Here is an 18,916-nt window from a genome sequence, read left to right on the forward strand (position 1 = left end):
AAGTAGTTTATGAGAGAGTTTTGGGGATTTGATCCGTATAGGACGGATCTCCTTCAAACTGAATAGGACCGGGAAATTGGTAATGATCTTCAAGCTTCCATTTGTCTCGATTGCGAGCAAATTGTTTGAAGGCTTGTCCCTCTAAATCAACAAGGGCTTTTTGAATGACAGGCTTTTCTTTTCCCTTACGCACTTCCATATTCATGAGACTTGTGATGGGAATACCTGTAACCCCCCACTTTTCGACCGGCTCTGTCAGGTTGGTGACGCAGCTCATATAGCCCGTAAACCCTTCACGGATCAGGAGGGCCGAAACAATTCCCAAGCTATAGCAATAGGTCGCATCAAAGTTAGAAGGAAAGCAGGACCGCCCTTCGTACCCAAAGAAGTGGTGAACAGGGCTGAACTTCCCTTGAAAGTTCCTTTTTTTGAGTTCTGCTTTAACTACATGACTGAGAAGCATCTCCGTTTGAATGTGAGAAACTTGCACATTACCATGAGGATCGCGATCGAGAAGGAGCTGGTTTTGGATTTCTTTGGGTAAATAATCGAAAGTCTTTTTCGAAGCGGCTGATAATCCTTCAACAGAGCCACCTTCGTCTGCCAAAAGAGTGTTCAACTCTTGAATAAGTGTCTTCATTTCAGGAATGAACTCAATCAACCCTTCGGGAATGAGTACAACGCCGTAATTTTTTCCTTCTTTACCTCGCTTTTCAATCACGTCGATGAGGTCTTCCGCAATCGCTTGTAAGGTCTGATTTTTGGCTTCAACCTCTTCACCAATTAGAACATAATTGGGTTGCGTTTGAAGGGCGCATTCAAGCGCAATGTGAGAAGCTGAGCGGCCCATGAGCTTGATAAAGTGGGTGTATTTTTTCGCAGACAAGGCATCACGCGCAATATTGCCAATCATTTCGGAGTAGGTTTTGCAGGCTGTATCATAGCCAAACGAGATCGCAACATGTTCATTTTGAAGATCTCCATCAATTGTCTTTGGAACGCCAATGACTCGTGTTTTACAGCCTTGGTCAATGAAGTACTCGGCCAAAAGAGCGGCATTCGTATTGGAGTCATCACCTCCAATGACAACCAAACCATCAAGCTCAAGAGACTTAGCAACCTCGAGTGATTTGGCAAACTGCTCTTCCGATTCAATTTTTGTGCGCCCCGAACCAATGAGGTCAAATCCCCCTTGATTACGGTAATTTGCTAGCTCGTCTTCAGAAAGGTCGCGATATTTCCCATCAACAATTCCTGCTGGCCCACCTAAAAAGCCAAACAAGTGGCTTTCAGGATGAAATTTTTTAAGAGCATCGAAAAGACCTGTAATGACATTGTGCCCCCCTGCTGCTTGCCCTCCAGATAAAACGACTCCAACCTTCAAGGGTTTAGAGGCTTCCCCTTTTCCTTGGGTCATTTTAATCAAAGGACGCCCATAGGTCTCTGGGAATCGCTTTTGAATCTCTGCCTTATCTCCAATAGCCTCAGTGACTCCCTTTTCAGCAAAAGTGATCGCGTCTAAGTCGGATAAAATCGCTGGCGCTTTGGGAAGGTAAGATAGGCGTTTTTTTTGCAAAGGAGTCATCATTAACACTGGGGTAAGGTTACAGGAATGAGTGAGAGAAGTTGTCTTTCTCGAATCCGGTCTTTATGCACCGATGTCGCGAGACCTCCTTCACTCGTTTCTTTATATTTACTTTTCATGTCCAAACCGATTTCATGCATCGATCGGATGGCTTCATCGAGAGTAATGCTGTGGGTTCCATCGCCAAGTAAGCTAAGCTTCGCTGCATTGATCGCTTTGATGGTGCCCATTGTATTGCGCTCAATGCAAGGAATTTGAACAAGTCCTGCGACAGGATCACAGGCTAGTCCTAAGTTATGTTCAATCCCAATCTCCGCAGCATTCTCCACTTGCTCAGGAGTTCCCCCCTGAATTGCTACCAGTCCTGCTGCAGCCAAGGCGCAAGCCACACCCACTTCTCCCTGACACCCCACTTCGGCTCCTGAAATCGAAGCATTCTTTTTAAAAAGCTGACAAATGCCTCCGGCCGTGAGTAAAAAGCGGACCACATTTTCTTCGCTGTAATCAGGAGTAAAATTTTGCACATAGTGAAGCACTGCAGGAATGATACCTGCAGCTCCATTCGTTGGAGCTGTCACAATGCGTCCATAAGACGCATTCTCTTCATTAACGGCAATCGCAAATAAACTTGTCCAATCCATAAAATGAGCCGGATCATTTTCGTGCTCGCCCCGACGCTCGAGTAGATCACGATAGATTTGGGGAGCACGCCGCCTGACGTTGAGACCTCCAGGCAAAAAGCCTTCTCGCTCACACCCTCGCTTTACCGCTCCTTGCATGATATGCCACCGTTGAAGCAGCCCGGTGCGAATCTCCTCTTCACATCGCCAAACTTTTTCGTTTTCAAAGACGATTTCATCAATTGACTTCCCCGTGAGCTGGCAAAGGTCTAGTAGCTCCTTTCCAGTAGAATAGGGAAAAGGAACTGAGGTCACAGTTTCTTTTTTGTGGATGTCTTCATGTGCAACAATAAAGCCCCCTCCAATGGAATAGAAGATGGCTTCATGACACTTTTCCCCTTTCCGATCGATTGCGGTCAGACGCATGGCATTGGAATGATAGGGCAGCGTCTTGCCCTTACAGAATAGAAGGTCTTTTTTGATATTAAACGGAGTCACCGCTTTCCCCAGGAGGCGCAAGGAGTGAGAGGTATAAATCCTCTCCAGAATTGCCTCAACCCGACATGGATCAACCTGCTCTGGAGCATACCCTTCAAGCCCTAAGAGAACGGCTCGATCTGTACCGTGCCCCTCACCAGTCATAGCAAGAGACCCAAACAACTCAACCTGAATCGATTGGACTTCATAAATGATCCCCATCCGGTCTAAAGCCAAGATAAAGCTCCTAGCTGCCCTCATGGGACCCACTGTATGGGAACTCGAAGGTCCAATTCCTATGGAAAAGAAGTCAAAGATGCTGACAACCATCTGACACCTCACTTGATTCTTGTCACTATGCCATAAGTTCTTGATTTCCTTCAGCAGAAATGCCAAAAAAACACTAACTCCTTAACAACAAGAAGTTTAAAATAATATGAAATTTAAATATCTAATGTTAAGCAATTTACAAAAAATTTTTAAGAAAAATTTAAATTTTAATTAGAATTTGTTAAAATTAAATTTATAGAACGGGGGTACTTCCAAGTACACAGATAATAAAATTGTCATATTTATAATAAGTAACGATATCTGTCATTTCAGGGCAGCCAGAGAATGCGTAGCATCTGCGATACCATATTTATAGACCCAGGTGTGAAAGATTCAATGAGCTATCGTTTACAATACACAGTCTCTTAAAGTCTTGCAACGCAAGCGACGGTAGTTATAAGAGACCAGTAAAGAACAACAGTTTTTATTTTATGTGCTCAGACTTATCTGAGTCAAAAAGTTAGAGTTTTTTCGGATACGAGTTAAGTGCTAAACGAACATGCAGCACCGAAAATGAAGGCACAGAAAAAAAACGTATTCTCACTCACACGAAATGAAAGCGATCAAACCACGAACGCAAGTGTGATAAGTTACCTTTTTTCCATCTTTTAGGCCGAATAGGCCTAAGTGGCCGTTATGCTATACCCTCCCCCGGCATAACGGCTTTTTTTTGTCGTTGATTTCCCTGAAAAAAGCAGTTAAAGAAGTCATATGTGGCGATTAGTCTTCCTCCTCTTCTTTCCCCTCTTAGCTTTTTCCCATGAAGGGATCCCTCCCTCCTATTCCTTCCTCAAGCACCGTGAGCACAAAGGAGTCGGATATGACACGGGGTACACCTCTGTCGACCTCATGGCAAGCCCCATAGATTTCCCCCAATTTTACCCGTTTTTAAATGTCAGAGGCCATGTCTTCAACGACGGCCGGTTTGCAGCAAATCTAGGGGTGGCAGGCCGCTACCTCTCGCCTAGAAAAGACTGGATTTTAGGAATCAACGTATTCTATGACTACCGAGACACCAAGCTGTTTGCTGGGCAGCAACTGGGGGCAGGAGCTGAGCTCTTTTTCCGTAAAACGGTGCTTCGGTTTAACGGATACATGCCCATAGGGGTCGTGAAACGAAGAGAGGACTCCCGTATTCGAGTGGCTTTAGCGAACTTGCAAGGAGGGATAGAAGCCTCTCTTCTCGAATGGGACCATTTCATATTGCGCGGAGCCGTTGGAGTCTATTATCTCGCCAAACGGACATTTGACGATGCGACTTTTGGAAAGGCTTGGGGAACCCAAATCCAGCTTACATCGACCATCTACCAGTGGATTGAAGCGGGAATTGAAACCACCTATGACCACATCTTCAACTTCACCTTTCAAGGTTACCTTGCTTTGAAGATTCCCCTTGGAAACAGCCGCCTCCATTTTCCCAAAAACTCTTTTCTCCAAACTCTCTTTCAACCCATTCGAAGAAACGAAATCATTCCCATCCAAAAGAAACATACCAAATTTTAACCTTGAAAATTAGCTCGTCGAATTTTAATACCATGAATAAAAAATAAATTAGGTTAAGCGCATGATCCGCGGTTCGATCTACATGACCATCACGTTTTTTTTCGTCGCGGTCTTTGGGCTATTTCTAAAAATTGGGCAGGTTGGAACAACAGCTATATGGATGACATTCATGGCCTACCTGTCATCTTTTGTGTTTGCTGCGATCCTGACATTGAAACATGGAATATCTTTTCTGAAAACGCGCCGCTTTTTCGTCTTATTTTTACGCGCGCTTTTTGGAACGACGGCAACAGTTCTCTACGTCATTGCCCTCAAATACATTCCTCTTGTCAACGCAACTCTGCTGTTTAATACCACCCCTCTTTTTGTTCCAATTTTTTGTCTTCTCATCTTGAAAACAAAACTTTCTTGGAAAGTTTGGATTGCCATTCTCATCGGATTTATTGGAATTTTGTTTATCATTCGACCCACCCCTTCTTCTATGGGACGTCCGGGTGATTTAATTGGATTGGGCTCGGGTATTTTCTTAGCGCTTGCTTTCACCATGGTTAAAATTCTCTCAGATACAGAGCCGATCCAACGGATCAATTTTTACTTTTTTGGCATCGGAACAGTATTAATGACCCCCTTTCTCTTTTTTTCACACCCTGTTCCAGGTCTTGACAATTGGGCATGGGCGGCTGGAACTGGTGTGTTTTTCATTCTCTGCCAAATTTTTCTCATCAAAGCTTATCAATGTGCAGATCCGCATGAAGTCGGGGTATTTCAATACACATCTGTCGTTTTTGCTGGCTTTTTTGATTGGATCGTCTGGAACAAGGTCCCTTCGATTTTAACATTTATTGGAATCGTGCTTGTCATCATCGGGGGAGCACTAGCTATTTGGATGAACTCCTCCTCCTCAAAAAAATAAACTCATTTTTTCTTGGGAACGAACTGAATATCGTCTTTGGGATAAAGAAAAATCATGAGAATTGTGCCAACCGCGATGAAGCCAAATCCCCAAAGAGTTCCCATTTGAGGAACTTTTCCCCAAAAGAAGTATTCTGCAACCGCAGAAAAAATAAAAATCCCATAGATAAATGGGCTTAAAAAGCGAGCCGTAGCAAACTTTGTCGACAACGTGAACACCGTTTGGAAAAGAGCTGCAAAAACTCCTGCAAGAACAATTAAAGATGTCGTTGCAAACGTGAACGTTTCAAACAAAAACTCTCTTGTAAACAAAAGAATCAGACCTGAAACCATTACTCCCGCAGTGAAGTAATAAGCCATAATTGTGTCTGTATCTTCTCCATATCGATGAAGGACCCGAATCGAGACCGTTGCTACCGAACCACAAATGGCCCCCAAAAGAGGAATGAATGCTGCTGGATTAAATAGTCCTGCTCCAGGGCGCAAAACGAATAAAATCCCAAGTCCCCACCACAAACGGTGGATAATTGCGACCCTAAGCCAAACACGTGCCACAATTGGAATGAAAATGGGAAACGTAAAGAAAAGAAGGGTTGCTGGACCAATTGGCATCAAAGCCAGTCCGTAGTACAAACAATAAACAGCTCCAACGCCTGCAACCGACCGAATCAAATGAAGCTTCCACTCTTTGGCTCGATAAAGGGTTTTAAACCCCTTACCACCTGTTGAAAAAAGAATCCACCCATAAAGCATCAGCAAATTCACCAAGCACCGTCCAAAAACTAGCGTGTTGGCACTGAAGTAAGGAGATGCCATTTTGACAAAGATAGCTTGAATCGCACAAAAAAGATCGGCAATCAAGATTAAGGTGACTGCGAGTTTGAACTTGTGCTGTGGCCTTTCTAAATGTTGAATCATCAGCTTGTGTTTTACCTTTCATTTCCTCTATGATTACTGTAATAGTTGAAAGGATCACAAATGGCAAAGAAATTCATCTTCATTACTGGGGGAGTTGTCTCATCATTAGGCAAAGGTCTGCTGTCAGCTTCGATTGGGATGCTACTTGAAAATCAAGGGCTGAAAGTTGCAATGCTCAAGTTTGATCCCTACCTAAATGTCGACCCAGGAACCATGAACCCCTTTCAGCACGGAGAAGTTTACGTCACAGATGATGGCGCAGAAACAGACCTCGATTTAGGACACTACTACCGCTTCACAAGCTCCCCTCTGTCCAAAGTTTCAAATACAACATCGGGTAAGATCTATGACACGATCATCACGCGTGAGCGGCGTGGAGATTATCTAGGTAACACAGTTCAAGTCATTCCGCATGTCACAGACCAAATCAAAGCAGCTATCACCGCTTGCGCTGAGCAAGAAAAAGGAACCGATGTCACACTTGTAGAAATTGGCGGAACAGTAGGTGACATCGAATCTCAGCCATTTATGGAAGCAATCCGTCAATTCCGATTAGAAAACCCTAAAGACTGCATCAACATCCATCTCTCTTACGTCCCTTACCTCAAAGCAGCAGGGGAAGTGAAAACCAAACCCACCCAACACTCTGTACAAGAACTTCGTTCCATCGGGATTTTCCCGGATTTGATTTTGTGCCGCTCTGAGAGTCCTTTAGGACCTGCCGTTCGCGAAAAAATCTCTCTTTTCTGTAGTGTTCCTAAAGAATGCGTTTTAGAACTGATTGACCTTAAAGAAACCATCTATGAACTCCCCTTGCACCTAACCGATCAAAGCCTCGATAAGCTTCTCTGTTCGCTCCTTGATCTGTCGTGTAAAAAAGGCAACCTCACAAATTGGAAAAAGCTTGTCGATAAAATCAAACATCCCAAACACTCTCTCAAGTTGGGTCTTGTGGGCAAGTATATCACCCATCAAGATGCCTACAAATCCGTTTGCGAAGCCCTTCACCATGCCGGAGCAGCCTGTGAAACCAAAGTCAACATCCAAGGGATCGAGTCTGATCAACTGGAAAAAACCGTCTCACTTGATGGCTGTGATGGCTATCTCGTTCCTGGAGGGTTTGGGGAACGCGGCTGGGAAGGAAAAATGACCATTGCAAAACTCTGCCGGGAAAAAAAGATCCCTTACTTTGGCATTTGTCTTGGGATGCAGGTGATGGTTGTCGAATTTGCACGAAGCGTTTTAAAGCTCAAAAAAGCCAATTCCACCGAAATGGATCCTGATTCAACAGATCCCATCATCTCGCTTCTCTCTGAGCAAGCGCAAATCAAAAATCTAGGTGGCACCATGCGTCTGGGCGCCTATCCTTGCAACCTGAAGTCTTCTTCAAAAGCTCACACTGCGTATGGAGAAACCAACATTTCAGAGCGCCATCGCCACCACTATGAGTTTAATAATTCCTACAAAAAACAGTGCGAAGAAAACGGCCTACTTATCACTGGAACCTATTCGAAAGAAGATCTCTGTGAAATTGTCGAGGTTGCCGATCACCCTTGGATGGTAGGAGTTCAATTCCACCCCGAGTTCAAGTCAAAACTCACTGACCCACATCCCCTCTTTGTTGCCTTTGTCCAAGCTATGCTCAAGGAGAAAAAGGGTGGGTAGAATTCTTAGCATCGACTACGGCAAAAAACGGATTGGTCTTGCCCTTTCAGACCCTATGAAAATCATCGCCTCTCCTCTTAAAACAGTGCAAGCAGGAAAAAATACGCAAGAAACCCTAGATCTTCTCGTCAAAGAAATCACCTCTCATGACGTTGAAGCGATTGTGATTGGGCTTCCCCTCCATCTCTCCAATGAAGAAAGTGAAACCTCGCTCCTCGTGCGCAAACTCAAAGAAGACTTAGAAACAAAAATCTCTACTCCCATTATTCTGTGGGATGAACGTCTCACCTCAAAACAAGTCGAGCGTGTGATGATCGAAGGAGATGTGAAACGAAAAAAAAGAAGTCAACATGTGGACACCTTAAGTGCCACACTCATCTTACAAAGCTACCTGGACACACTATGACCACCCTCTATGATAAACTGAAAAATATCCAAGTCGATAACCCCCTTTGCAACTACACTAAAGAGCGATGTGAAAGGCTTGAACCTCTCATCGACAAAATCAACAAACTGAAAGCGGAAAAAAATGCGCTCATCCTCGCCCATTCTTATGTTCATCCTGATATCATTTACGGAGTTGCAGATCATGTCGGTGATTCCTACGGATTGGCCCAAAAAGCCAAAGCAACTGATGCCGAAATCATTGTCTTTCCTGCGGTGCGCTTCATGGCAGAAACAGCTAAAATTCTCAATCCTGAAAAAACTGTGATCGACCCCAACCCAAATGGTGGCTGCTCTTTGGCCGACAGCATCACAGCAGACCAAGTCCTAAGCTTGCGCTTAAAACACCCTGATCACACCTTTGTTTGTTACATCAACACGACAGCAGCTGTCAAAGCCGCTTGCGATGTTTGCGTCACTTCTTCGAACGTCTACACGATCATTGAAAACCTTCCGACAAACAAGATCTTTTTCCTGCCAGACAAATTAATGGGAGAAAACATTCTGAATCACTTGCGAGAGAATCAAATCGATAAAGAAGTCCTCGTCTATGATGGGACCTGCTATGTACATGAAGAATTTTCCTGTGACGAGATCAATCTGCTCAAGTCCAAACATCCCGACCTCGAAGTCCTTGCACACCCCGAGTGCACCCAAGAAGTGATCAACGCCTCTGATGTGACAGGTTCTACAAGCCAAATCTTAAACTATGTCAAGTCCCACAAAGAAGAAAATCACCCTTTTCTCATTCTAACAGAATGTGGCATCACTTCGCGCTTGCAAGTGGAGCATCCCGAGCTTCGCCTCGTCGGAACGTGCATGATGTGCAAATACATGAAATCAAATAGTCTCAATGAAATTTTGCAAGCCCTAGAAGCTCCCACTCAGAAGCAAGTCATCACGATTGACCCGGCAATCCAAGATGGCGCGCTTGCCTGTGTCAATCAGATGTTTCGTCACTCACACTCAATTGCAGGCTAATTTCTATTTAAACCCAAATGACGGCCTACCTATTGCGTATTAGGGCAGCTTTGACACAAGCTTCTAAAGCTCTTTGTGCCTTCAAATCATGAAATAACATGACTCCTAAAGTCTTATGTTACGTCAGCTTCAAAGCTGCCAGTCTTGCCTATCAATTCATGTTCTCAAAAGAATAAAGAAAGCTACCTGTATTGTAAGCCCCGTATTGATCAGCCAAATCAAATGCTGTCCACCCATGTCGGTTTGTAGTACTCACATCAGCTCCTGCAGCAATGAGAGTCTTAAGTATATTAAGATGGCCATTTTTCGCAGCCTCCATGAGAGCGGTATTTCCCTCTTCATCTGTAGCGTTAACATTAGCCCCAGCGGCAATGAGAGCTCTAACTGCATTAATCGTGCTGTCTCTATCATAAGCGCTTTTTCCCTCTGCAGCTTTCATAAGAGCGGTTTGTCCAAATAGGTTTGTAGCTTCAATATTAGCTCCTCCAGCGATGAGAACCCTAACAACATCAGCATGGCCCTGCTGAGCAGCCTCCATTAGAGCAGTGAAACCTAAAAAATTAGTCACCGCTTTCAACATTTGCCCCTGCATTAATAAGAGCTTTAACAATATCAGCATGGCCAAGTTTTGCAGCCAGCTTCAAAACAGTTTGATATTTATAGTCAGCAAGATAGTTTGCATCAGGGTCTATGTAGGCATTAACGTCTGCCCCTGCAGCGATGAGAGCATTAACAGCTTTAGCATCACCATCCATTATAGCCTCAATAAGCTCATCATTGAGATTCTCTATCGATGCAGATGTGGTAGAGTCTACAGATCTAAAAGGCAACTCATCAGCAGTCAAGTAAGCCCCAGGAAGAAGCAAGCTAATAAGAATTAGCAAACCATTCTTAAACAATTTCATAATAACCCTTCGAAAAAATTTTAGCGTTTATATTATCAAAGGTGGTCTCCGAGTGTCAAGGGACTTGCGGTATTCAGCGAATCCCTTCCTGCCCCACTTTGTCACAGCAAAGCTTGCTGAGCCTGAGTATTCTTAAAATTTCGTTCTTGCAAACGAGAAGCATCGCATTGATCAAAGGTGTCCCACGCTGAGCAGAAAACGCGATGCGTGCGTGTGCAGGATTTTTAAATTCTAATCCCAAATGTTAAACATGATCTTTAGCAATCGATTGTTTGTTTGCTATTTTTTGTGATATCATATCTTTTGAAGGGCAAATCATCTCGATTCATCCGGCAATCCAAGATGGCGCGCTTGCCTGTTTCAATCAGGTGTTTCGTTACTCACACTCAATTGCTAGCTAACTTCTAAACACTCGCTGTTGCAGAAGAAGCGGATGTAGCCGTTTGATTTCTTAGTAACTGCACTAACCTCAATCCAATTGGGCCTTTTTGTGCGGAGTCGACCTCTAGATTTGTACGCGTGATTGCCCAAAGATCCGAAGATGTGGTAGAAAAGACCCTTTTATTTATCCCTTTGGGAAGATGCATCGAAAGACCTGTAATAGTGCTAAATCCACCAGTAGCTCCTTCTTTAAAGCCACTAAACGGAATTTTCGTAATTTGTAATTGATTTCCAATCATCGTCTCAAGATATTTCATTCCTAACTCTAACCCTTCCGGCCCTGCAACCCTCAATAAACGATGCATCATCATAGTGTCGAGGTAAAGTGTCCCCCCTACTTTCAGTGCTTGTAAAAACTTTGTTAATTTTCCGAAGTGATTCGCATGAGGCTTTTCGTCCATCTCCTGTTGATAAGCGTTGATGATGCTCATAGTTGCAACAATGACATCAAACTGCTCGCCTGGTTTAAAAGAGGATTTCGTGATATCAAACTCTCTTAATTCCAGCTGTTCACTTTGAACTCGTAAAACAAGAGTCTGCAGCATCCCTTTACCGTCTAGCATCTCTTCAGCAGAGTTTGGAGCACTAGCTAGCATGGAGAAAGTTTTTTTCATTATCTTAAAAAGTCTTTGATATTCTGGGCTCTCGACATAGTCAGGTAACCCCTTCGTTGTAAAAACCCGATATGTCATAGGATCGTATGTCGTAAAGTTACTAGCAGATTGCTGTGCTAAAAGCCCTAAAGAACGATTGTCAATGTCCAGAAGTGTGAACTTTCCTGAAGGCATCATGGCTAAAAGCTCTGCAAACTGTGGGCAGGTCGGCAAAACACTGGGGTCTTGATACTCCATTAATCCAGGGCCTACAATACAAACCGAACTGTCCGCTGCAAGCTCTCCTTGTTTTTGCCGCTTGAAAAGGTCAAGCAATAAATGAGGAAAACGCAGGCTTGATGTCGTTAATCCTTTGCCTTGGATTGCAGGAATAAAAGGAATAATTTCTAATTCAATTGTCTGAGGATGAGTGATTCCTTCTTTTTGAAGTGCTAGTGCCACTCTATCGACAAATACAACTTCTTCCGTCGTTTGGGATCGTGCCTGCTCTAGCATTTCTTGAGTGGGTTCTACTTGACAAACTCGAGCGTCAGCTAATGACTTGGGAATAGCTGAAGCATGCTGTCCACTTTTAAAATAAATTACTTGAAGACGAGGATCACTGCAACAATCAAAAGTTACCCCATGTTCAACAGAAAAAGTGATACGAGCATGCACTGGCTTAATAAATTCCCGTCCCAAATGAAAAGCATGATTTCTAGCAAGCAATTTTGCTGCTTGGACAACTTCCATGTTAATACCTTCTGAAACATTCTGTTGTGCAATAGGAATAATTGCAGGCTCTTTCGCCTGTATTTCTTCCCCAGCGAAAATAGACAAACGAATCCTTGGAAATGCCGCAGCAGCCATCATCTAACCTTACTTAAATTTTAAATCTAAAGAAAAATTATAGAAGCGGCTTTAATTTAATACAAGATCAACTTTTTTCATGTAATAAAAATAAATAACTCAAAACAAACAATCGAATTTTATATGCAAGAAGTACAAAAGGTTAATCCTCTAGTTACTTTGCTTCAAAAAATCTTTTTATATCTTAAGAATGCCGGGTTGTTTAAAAAAACGACCAAAGCTGCTTGCGTCGATCAGATGTTTCGTCAATCTCGCTCATCTAAATTTTGACGTTGTAGCAACTGCAACAATTGTAGCGCAACTGGGCCTTTTTGAGCTGGATCAACCATTTCCTCGGAACGCGTGATTGCCCAAAGTGTCGACGTCGTCGTTAAATAAATGTGCTCGCTAAATCCTTTGGGGTGATGTTGCGAAAGAGCCGAGATTGTGTTAACTGAGCCCTTAACGTCATTTTTAAAGCTACTTAAGGGAACTTCCTCAATCTCTAATCGATTCCCTATCGAGGCCTCTAGATACTTCATCCCCAACTCGAACCCCTCAGGCCCTGCGACTTTCACTAACCGTTGGATCATCGAAGCATCGAGATAAAGCGTTCCTCCTACTTTGAGCGCCTCCAAAAACTTGGTCAACTTTCCAAAATGATTCCCATGAGGGTTTTTGTCGATCTCTTGCTCATGGGCGTTGACAATACTCAAAGTCGCAACGATGACATCAAACTGTTCACCTGTTCTAAACGAGGACTTGGTAATATCAAATGCTCTAAATGCCATTTGCTCCTTTTGAACTCTTAAAACAAGAGGCTTCAACCCACCGAAGCCATCTAGCATCTCGTCTGCGTTACTAGGAGCGATAGTTAACTGAGAGAAGTTTCTTTTCATTTCCTCAAATAGTCTCTGATACTCAGGGTTCTCGACAAATTCGGGCAAGTCTTTCATTGTATAAGCTCGGTATGCTGCCGTATCATAAGTCATAAAATTCTTTGCACACTGTTTTGCCATAAGAGTTAAAGCGCGTTTGTCTCTATCAAGAAGGGTAAAGTTTCCTTGCGGGAACAAGGCTAAAAGCTCTGCAACTTGCGGACATGTTGGCAAAACACTTGGATCTTCATACTCTAGCAATCCAGGACCAACAACACAGACAGAACTGTCATCCGTAAGCTTCCCTTGCTCTTGCCGTTTTAAAAGATCCAGTAGCATGTGAGGAAAGCGCAGACTCGATGTCGTTAATCCCCTCCCCTTATTTAAGGGAATGAAAGGAACAATTTCTAAATTAACTGTCTCTGGACGAGTGACTCCCTGCATATGAAGCGCTAGTGAAATTCCATCGACAAACACGACTTCTTCTGATGTTTGGGCGCGTGCACTCTCTATCATTTCAGGTGTGGGTTCTATCTGGCAGACATGCTTGTCGGCAAATGATTTAGGTACAACAGCCACTTGCCGAGAGTTTGTTAAATATATCTCTCTTAGATGAGGATCATCACAATCCTCAAAGACGACCCCATGCTCCACAGAAAAAGTGATGCGCGCATGAGCAGGTTTTTGAAACTCTTGCCCTAGGAGAAAAACATGATCTTTAGCAAGAGATTTTGTCCAATCAACAACTTGCTCGTTGATTTCTGGAGAAACCGTACTGTTCACAATTTGAACTTTTTCTGGTTCGCTTGCGAGCCCCATTTCACCAGCAACAATACTCAAACGAATTGTTGGAAATGCGATTGCAGCCATAATCTAACCTTTCCTACCTCTCCCTAAATATTAGCGGTAAATTTTAGGCCCATCATTATTAATAAAGCAATCTCTAAATCTTCCGCTTAGAAGTAAATTAAAAATTTTAATCGATTGTTTATTTGCTGTTTTTGTGATATAATATCCTTCTAAAAACAAACGGTCGAAGTTTAAATGCAAGAAGCACAAAAGGTTAATCCTCTAGTTGTTCTGCTTCAAAAAATCTTTTCACAGCTTTGGAACGCCGGGCTGTTTGAAAATGTCGATGCCCTGAGAAATCAGGGTCTCTCAAAGATTGCCCAGAAGCGAAGCAGCAAGGTCCAGCAGGAGCTCCAAGGACTGCGCTCAAAGCTGCTTGCCAATGGAGCGCACCGCCACCTGCAGTTCAAGGCTTCAGATGAGGTCCTTCTTGACGGCATGCTACTAAATGCCGGAAGAGAAAAGGTTATCCTGTTTGTCCCAGGTATTGGCTCCTTTTACGAAAAAATTGGTGAAGACGAGAGTGTCATCTCCCGTTTTTACGCCTTTTTTACAACGTACTTTCCAGATCATTCAGTTTTCGTTTTTAACAGCCGTGGAATTGGGCAAAGTGGCGGAACGTTTGATCTTAATAAGCTTTACCTCGACACCGTCAGTGCTTACCGGTATTTAATGAAAGACATGAGGTATGATTTAGATTCGATCCTTCTTTACACGCATTCTTTGGGAGGCTTGCATGCCACACAAGGCGCAGGCATCATCCAAAAGCAGTTTCCTGATGTCAAGATGTCGGTTATCAACGACCGTTCTCTCGGAGAAGTTGCGACTTTTACAAAAGCATTTTTAAAAGAATCCACTTTTGGAGACCTAGCCGCCAATCTTGTCGACAAGCTCGGACTCAACCTTTCAGCTAAAACTGCATGGGAAAGTCTCACTGGCCAAAAAGTTGTCATCGTGTCCAAGCACGATAAAACGATTCCTTACGAAAAAGCTGCCTTCTGCCATCTTGTGAAGTGTGGCAAAGTGATTCACCTGGAAGGCCCAAAAGAGCAACTCGACCATCATACTCGCGCCTTCACTTCAGAAGAAGCCGTGCTTATTGTACGTGCCCTTCAACAAAAATAAAAAAACTTGTCTTATTCAAGTTTTCAGGTTTTGAAGTTGAACCTGAAACAGAATACAAACGTCAGAAGTCTGAAAATGAAAGCTCCGAATCCAAAAGAACACCCTGTCAGGGTGGTAGCTTTACCCTCAGTACAACTCCATCTGGTGAGAGCTGCATTACTTTTTTTCCTTATGGGTATTCATCTGGACCTGAAGAAGATGAATGATACTTGCAAAAGTTTGTCATAATACCCGGCCATAGCCCTTCATTTTGGAACTCCCAAGTTAAAAAAATCAGTCAGGTCTAATAGCAGACCATTCTTTCTTGATCCAAAAAAAAGTTTCGCATAGGTTTAGGAAAAAAGGACCTACTTTCATGAACGTATCTTCTCATCCATTTGAAGAACCTGGCCAAACTTCGCGCACTCTTGATCCCTGTGTCCTCGTCATTTTTGGAGCGACGGGGGATCTCACAGCAAAGAAGTTGATGCCAGCGATTTATAATCTTAAACGTGAAGGACAACTTCCGACTAATTTTGTCTGCTGCGGTTTTGCTAGACGAGACAAATCACATGAAGTGTTCCGCGAAGAAATGAAGAAAGCGGTGAACACGCACTCACGTGTGAAGCCCATCGACGAAAACATTTGGAACAATTTCCAAAACCAGCTCTTCTATCACAAGTCAGGATTTGACGAGGATGAAGGGTATGACCGTTTTGCAAAGTACCTCAAAGAACTCGACAATCAATTCGGAACAAAAGGAAACCGGATTTACTACCTGTCAACGCAGCCGAGCTACTTCACAACGATTATTGAAAAACTCAAGCAACATAAGCTTCTTTATGATCATGAGGATCCAAGTGGTAAATGGTCACGTGTGATTATTGAAAAGCCATTTGGACACGACTACAACTCAGCACTTGCTTTGCAAAAAGAGCTGACGCAACACCTCTCTGAACCGCAACTTTACCGGATTGACCACTACCTTGGAAAAGAGACTGTTCAAAACCTCCTCGTTTTCCGCTTTGCCAACTCGATTTTCGAAAATCTATGGAATCACCGTTACATTGATCGTGTCCAGTTTACCGTCGCTGAAGATATCGGCATCGGAACACGTGGGAACTTTTACGAAGAACAAGGGCTGGTGCGCGACATCATGCAAAATCACATGATGCAGCTTCTTTCTCTTATTGCCATGGAGCCTCCAGTCAATCTTTCGCCAGGAGCTGTCCATGACGAAAAAGTCAAAGTCCTCGAGGCTGTTCGCCCCTACAAAGGAGAAGACTTTGATAAGTGTGCGATTCGTGGGCAATACGCTAAAGGCTATGTCGGCGGAGAAGAAGCCAAAGGTTACCGAGAAGAAGACAATGTGGCCAAAGACTCTAATGTGGAAACTTATGCCGCTGTCAAACTCTATATTGACAACTGGCGCTGGGACGGAGTTCCTTTTTATCTGCGAGGAGCAAAACGGCTTCCAAAACGGGCAACCGAAATCGCCATCACCTTCAAAACACCTCCAGGCGTCCTCTTTAAGGAAAACGGAGAGCAGCATGAATCGAACGTTTTAGCCATCCGGATTCAGCCAAATGAAGGGATTGCATTAAAAATTAATTGTAAAGTCCCTGGACCGAGCAGCCCAATCCAGCCGGTTAAAATGGACTTTCGCTATGGGGCCTTTTTTGGACTCACGCCACCCGATGCGTACGAACGACTCATTTGTGACTGTATTGCTGGGGATAGCACCCTCTTTGCACGGCAAGATGAAGTGTTTCATTCATGGAAATTTTTTACACCCATCCTCGAACACTGGGCCAATACCAAGCCCAAAGATTTCCCCAATTATCCCTGTGGAAGCTGGGGGCCGCAGTCAGCAGAAGAAATGATTGCAAGAGATGGGCGTAAATGGCGGCTGATTTAATTTCTCATTGATGGTATAACTGGCGATTATGGTTGAAACAATCCACCCCACACAGATCGAATTAGAACTGGACCGCATTTGGGAGTCCTACCAAGGCACCAATAAAATGCGCGCGTGCCTCTTCAATCTCATCATTTATTCAAAAAAATGTCAGCGCGTCGAGTATCTCAATCAAGTCGCTCAAAATGTGATCGAAAAATTCCCTTCTCGCATCATTTTTATCACTTACGACGATACCTGTTCCAGCCAAGACTTGCGAACAGCTGTTTCTGTTCTCACTGCCGATGAAGGCGAAAATGAAATAGCCTGCGACATGATCGAAATTGACGTCTGCAGTAAAGATCACCCACGTGTTCCTTTTGTAGTCCTTCCCCACATTTTACCCGACCTCCCTGTTTACCTCGTGCATGCAGATGATCCCACACAAGATAACCCCATTGCCGCCAAGCTGGAACGCTTTGCCAGCCGTATCATTTTTGATTCTGAAGCAGCAACCAATCTTCCTGCCTTTGCAAGAGCGGTTCTCACTCACCATGACCGTACAACAGCCGACATTGCCGATCTCAATTGGGCGCGCACAGAAGGATGGCGCCAACTGTTTGCCAACATTTTCAAATCACAAGATGAACTGCATCATTTCAAACATGCAACAGACATCCACATTCATTTCAATTCTCTTGAATCGGTTGCCCTTTGTCATACCAATGTGCAAGCCATCTACCTGCAAACCTGGTTTGCAGCACAACTCGGATGGAAACTGACAAGCATTGCAAAAGAAAAAGAGCTCTTAACCTTCACTTACGATACGGATCACCTTCCTGTGCGAATCTTTCTTCACCCCTCAAAAATGCAAGAAGTGCTTCCAGGACGGATCCTTTCCGTTGAAATTCAAACAGACCGAGAAATCCAATACTCCTTAAGACGCAATCCCAATTGCCCATCACACGTCCTCATAGAAAAATCAAGCCCTGATCTTTGCTCTCTCCCTATCCACTTTGTCTTCGATCACGATATCAGAGGTCAATCGCTCGTCCGTGAGATTTGTCACAAAGGAACCAGCCAGCACTACACCAACATGATCAAATTGCTTTCAGAAATCAAAAGTGAGAGTCTCTGCGAATGAGTAACATGCATTTTTTTTCGTGGGATGATCGGCGGGACATTGCCCATCCTGGCAACAATGAAGAAACTCTCGCCTTTAGTATCGAACACTTTATCAATTGCGCCAAAGAAGCGATCAAAATGCACGGCCACTTTGCCGTCGCCCTCTCAGGTGGATCCACTCCTAAAGCTATCTTTAACGCCCTCTCTCAAGCTCCCTACTCTTCCGCCATCGACTGGACCAAAGCCTACATTTTTTGGAGTGATGAAAGAAGCGTAGCTCCAACAGACCAAGGCAGTAACTTTCGCATGGCTATTGAAGCGGGATTCAAAAACCTCCCCATTCCAGCCGAGCATTTTTTCCGAATGGAAGCCGAAGACAATATTGAAGAAAACGCCCTCAATTACGAAATGAAAATCAAGCAAGTCTTAGGCACACGTCCCTTTGACCTCATCATGCTTGGTATGGGCGAAGATGGCCACACAGCCTCTCTCTTCCCTGGAACAAAAGCCCTTGAAGAAAAGAACCGCTTAGTTGTTGCCAACCATATCCTCCAAAAAGACACCTGGCGCATGACCATGACCTATCCCCTCATTAACAAAGCCAAAAATATCGTGATCTACGTCTTGGGAAAAAGCAAAAAAGAAATGGTCCACCAAGTTTTTCTTAAAGACCATGAGCCTCCCTTTCCCGTTTCCCTCATTGGGACTCCCTCCAACAAAGCCCTGTGGATTCTCGATTCCGACGCCTGCGGCGATTTGCACAAAAAGCATAAATAAACTTGCTTCTCTTCTTTCCTTGAGTCTTTACATTTTAAATATGAAGTTGCAGTATAGCCCAAA

Annotated in this window: 16 protein-coding genes; 9 read left to right on the top strand and 7 right to left on the bottom strand. The window is 43.8% G+C overall.

Annotation, left to right across the window (positions count from 1 at the left end):
* Nucleotides 1-7: 7 nt before the first annotated feature.
* Both ACOOFG_RS07385 and ACOOFG_RS07390 read right to left on the bottom strand, forming a co-directional pair.
* The gene (locus ACOOFG_RS07385; RefSeq protein ID WP_420422676.1) at nucleotides 8-1,585 is read right to left on the bottom strand and encodes a diphosphate--fructose-6-phosphate 1-phosphotransferase; all 1,578 of its coding nucleotides are present in this window, start codon (nucleotides 1,583-1,585) and stop codon (nucleotides 8-10) included.
* A 2-nt stretch (nucleotides 1,586-1,587) separates the two neighbouring features.
* Nucleotides 1,588-3,012 carry an L-serine ammonia-lyase gene (locus ACOOFG_RS07390; protein ID WP_420420837.1) on the bottom strand — a complete coding sequence of 475 codons (1,425 nt, stop codon included), beginning with the start codon at nucleotides 3,010-3,012 and terminating at the stop codon, nucleotides 1,588-1,590.
* A gap of 711 nt (nucleotides 3,013-3,723) precedes the next feature.
* Here ACOOFG_RS07390 and ACOOFG_RS07395 point away from each other — a divergent pair.
* Both ACOOFG_RS07395 and ACOOFG_RS07400 read left to right on the top strand, forming a co-directional pair.
* A complete protein-coding gene (locus ACOOFG_RS07395; protein ID WP_420420838.1) occupies nucleotides 3,724-4,515 on the top strand; it encodes an inverse autotransporter beta domain-containing protein in 792 nt (263 codons plus the stop codon).
* A gap of 61 nt (nucleotides 4,516-4,576) precedes the next feature.
* Nucleotides 4,577-5,428 (top strand): DMT family transporter, encoded by an 852-nt coding sequence (locus tag ACOOFG_RS07400; RefSeq protein ID WP_420420839.1) that lies wholly within the window; start codon nucleotides 4,577-4,579, stop codon nucleotides 5,426-5,428.
* Between the two features lie 2 nt (nucleotides 5,429-5,430).
* Here ACOOFG_RS07400 and ACOOFG_RS07405 read toward each other — a convergent pair whose 3' ends face one another.
* Nucleotides 5,431-6,345: a DMT family transporter gene (locus ACOOFG_RS07405; protein ID WP_420420840.1), complete on the bottom strand. Its 915-nt coding sequence runs from the start codon at nucleotides 6,343-6,345 to the stop codon at nucleotides 5,431-5,433.
* A 60-nt stretch (nucleotides 6,346-6,405) separates the two neighbouring features.
* On the opposite strand from ACOOFG_RS07405, the gene ACOOFG_RS07410 reads away from it, so the two are divergent.
* Genes ACOOFG_RS07410 through nadA form a run of 3 tightly spaced genes read left to right on the top strand, consistent with a single transcriptional unit; the run spans nucleotide 6,406 to nucleotide 9,435 of the window.
* Complete coding sequence (locus tag ACOOFG_RS07410) at nucleotides 6,406-8,010, top strand: CTP synthase (RefSeq protein WP_420420841.1); 1,605 nt, start codon at nucleotides 6,406-6,408, stop codon at nucleotides 8,008-8,010.
* The gene (ruvX, locus tag ACOOFG_RS07415) at nucleotides 8,003-8,416 is read left to right on the top strand and encodes a Holliday junction resolvase RuvX (protein ID WP_420420842.1); all 414 of its coding nucleotides are present in this window, start codon (nucleotides 8,003-8,005) and stop codon (nucleotides 8,414-8,416) included. Before ACOOFG_RS07410 ends, ruvX begins: the two co-directional genes overlap by 8 nt.
* Nucleotides 8,413-9,435 carry a quinolinate synthase NadA gene (nadA, locus tag ACOOFG_RS07420; RefSeq protein ID WP_420420843.1) on the top strand — a complete coding sequence of 341 codons (1,023 nt, stop codon included), beginning with the start codon at nucleotides 8,413-8,415 and terminating at the stop codon, nucleotides 9,433-9,435. The genes ruvX and nadA overlap by 4 nt, the downstream gene beginning before the upstream one ends.
* A 151-nt stretch (nucleotides 9,436-9,586) precedes the next feature.
* Here nadA and ACOOFG_RS07425 read toward each other — a convergent pair whose 3' ends face one another.
* The 4 genes from ACOOFG_RS07425 to ACOOFG_RS07440 all read right to left on the bottom strand — a co-directional run bounded on the left by ACOOFG_RS07425 (nucleotide 9,587) and on the right by ACOOFG_RS07440 (nucleotide 13,971).
* A complete protein-coding gene (locus ACOOFG_RS07425; protein ID WP_420420844.1) occupies nucleotides 9,587-10,015 on the bottom strand; it encodes an ankyrin repeat domain-containing protein in 429 nt (142 codons plus the stop codon).
* Nucleotides 9,996-10,340 (bottom strand): ankyrin repeat domain-containing protein, encoded by a 345-nt coding sequence (locus ACOOFG_RS07430; protein ID WP_420420845.1) that lies wholly within the window; start codon nucleotides 10,338-10,340, stop codon nucleotides 9,996-9,998. The genes ACOOFG_RS07425 and ACOOFG_RS07430 overlap by 20 nt, the downstream gene beginning before the upstream one ends.
* 404 nt (nucleotides 10,341-10,744) lie before the next feature.
* On the bottom strand, nucleotides 10,745-12,247 hold the full coding sequence (locus ACOOFG_RS07435) for a class I SAM-dependent methyltransferase (RefSeq protein ID WP_420420846.1): 1,503 nt from the start codon (nucleotides 12,245-12,247) through the stop codon (nucleotides 10,745-10,747).
* A 242-nt stretch (nucleotides 12,248-12,489) separates the two neighbouring features.
* Nucleotides 12,490-13,971 (bottom strand): hypothetical protein, encoded by a 1,482-nt coding sequence (locus tag ACOOFG_RS07440; RefSeq protein WP_420420847.1) that lies wholly within the window; start codon nucleotides 13,969-13,971, stop codon nucleotides 12,490-12,492.
* Between the two features lie 174 nt (nucleotides 13,972-14,145).
* Here ACOOFG_RS07440 and ACOOFG_RS07445 point away from each other — a divergent pair, with 174 nt between their 5' ends.
* The 4 genes from ACOOFG_RS07445 (at nucleotide 14,146) to pgl (ending at nucleotide 18,853) form a co-directional block, all read left to right on the top strand.
* The gene (locus ACOOFG_RS07445; RefSeq protein ID WP_420420848.1) at nucleotides 14,146-15,075 is read left to right on the top strand and encodes an alpha/beta hydrolase family protein; all 930 of its coding nucleotides are present in this window, start codon (nucleotides 14,146-14,148) and stop codon (nucleotides 15,073-15,075) included.
* Between the two features lie 355 nt (nucleotides 15,076-15,430).
* Nucleotides 15,431-16,972, top strand: a complete 1,542-nt coding sequence (gene zwf, locus ACOOFG_RS07450; RefSeq protein ID WP_420420849.1) for a glucose-6-phosphate dehydrogenase — start codon at nucleotides 15,431-15,433, stop codon at nucleotides 16,970-16,972.
* A 28-nt stretch (nucleotides 16,973-17,000) separates the two neighbouring features.
* Complete coding sequence (locus tag ACOOFG_RS07455) at nucleotides 17,001-18,095, top strand: glucose-6-phosphate dehydrogenase assembly protein OpcA (protein WP_420420850.1); 1,095 nt, start codon at nucleotides 17,001-17,003, stop codon at nucleotides 18,093-18,095.
* Entirely contained in the window at nucleotides 18,092-18,853 is a 762-nt protein-coding gene (gene pgl, locus ACOOFG_RS07460) for a 6-phosphogluconolactonase (RefSeq protein ID WP_420420851.1), read from the top strand. Before ACOOFG_RS07455 ends, pgl begins: the two co-directional genes overlap by 4 nt.
* Nucleotides 18,854-18,916 lie beyond the last annotated feature (63 nt).

Origin of the sequence: Simkania sp. (genome assembly GCF_965215465.1) — a bacterium.
Classification (GTDB): Bacteria; Chlamydiota; Chlamydiia; order Chlamydiales; family Simkaniaceae; genus Simkania.

Excerpts from the sequence above, each read along its gene's own strand:
- ACOOFG_RS07385 (WP_420422676.1), bottom strand. The coding sequence starts at position 1,585 with ATGACTCCTTTGCAAAAAAAACGCCTATCTTACCTTCCCAAAGCGCCA.
- ACOOFG_RS07390 (WP_420420837.1), bottom strand. The coding sequence starts at position 3,012 with ATGGTTGTCAGCATCTTTGACTTCTTTTCCATAGGAATTGGACCTTCG.
- ACOOFG_RS07395 (WP_420420838.1), top strand. The coding sequence starts at position 3,724 with ATGTGGCGATTAGTCTTCCTCCTCTTCTTTCCCCTCTTAGCTTTTTCC.
- ACOOFG_RS07400 (WP_420420839.1), top strand. The coding sequence starts at position 4,577 with ATGATCCGCGGTTCGATCTACATGACCATCACGTTTTTTTTCGTCGCG.
- ACOOFG_RS07405 (WP_420420840.1), bottom strand. The coding sequence starts at position 6,345 with ATGATTCAACATTTAGAAAGGCCACAGCACAAGTTCAAACTCGCAGTC.
- ACOOFG_RS07410 (WP_420420841.1), top strand. The coding sequence starts at position 6,406 with ATGGCAAAGAAATTCATCTTCATTACTGGGGGAGTTGTCTCATCATTA.
- nadA (WP_420420843.1), top strand. The coding sequence starts at position 8,413 with ATGACCACCCTCTATGATAAACTGAAAAATATCCAAGTCGATAACCCC.
- ACOOFG_RS07425 (WP_420420844.1), bottom strand. The coding sequence starts at position 10,015 with ATGTTGAAAGCGGTGACTAATTTTTTAGGTTTCACTGCTCTAATGGAG.
- ACOOFG_RS07430 (WP_420420845.1), bottom strand. The coding sequence starts at position 10,340 with ATGAAATTGTTTAAGAATGGTTTGCTAATTCTTATTAGCTTGCTTCTT.
- ACOOFG_RS07435 (WP_420420846.1), bottom strand. The coding sequence starts at position 12,247 with ATGATGGCTGCTGCGGCATTTCCAAGGATTCGTTTGTCTATTTTCGCT.
- ACOOFG_RS07440 (WP_420420847.1), bottom strand. The coding sequence starts at position 13,971 with ATGGCTGCAATCGCATTTCCAACAATTCGTTTGAGTATTGTTGCTGGT.
- ACOOFG_RS07445 (WP_420420848.1), top strand. The coding sequence starts at position 14,146 with ATGCAAGAAGCACAAAAGGTTAATCCTCTAGTTGTTCTGCTTCAAAAA.
- zwf (WP_420420849.1), top strand. The coding sequence starts at position 15,431 with ATGAACGTATCTTCTCATCCATTTGAAGAACCTGGCCAAACTTCGCGC.
- ACOOFG_RS07455 (WP_420420850.1), top strand. The coding sequence starts at position 17,001 with ATGGTTGAAACAATCCACCCCACACAGATCGAATTAGAACTGGACCGC.
- pgl (WP_420420851.1), top strand. The coding sequence starts at position 18,092 with ATGAGTAACATGCATTTTTTTTCGTGGGATGATCGGCGGGACATTGCC.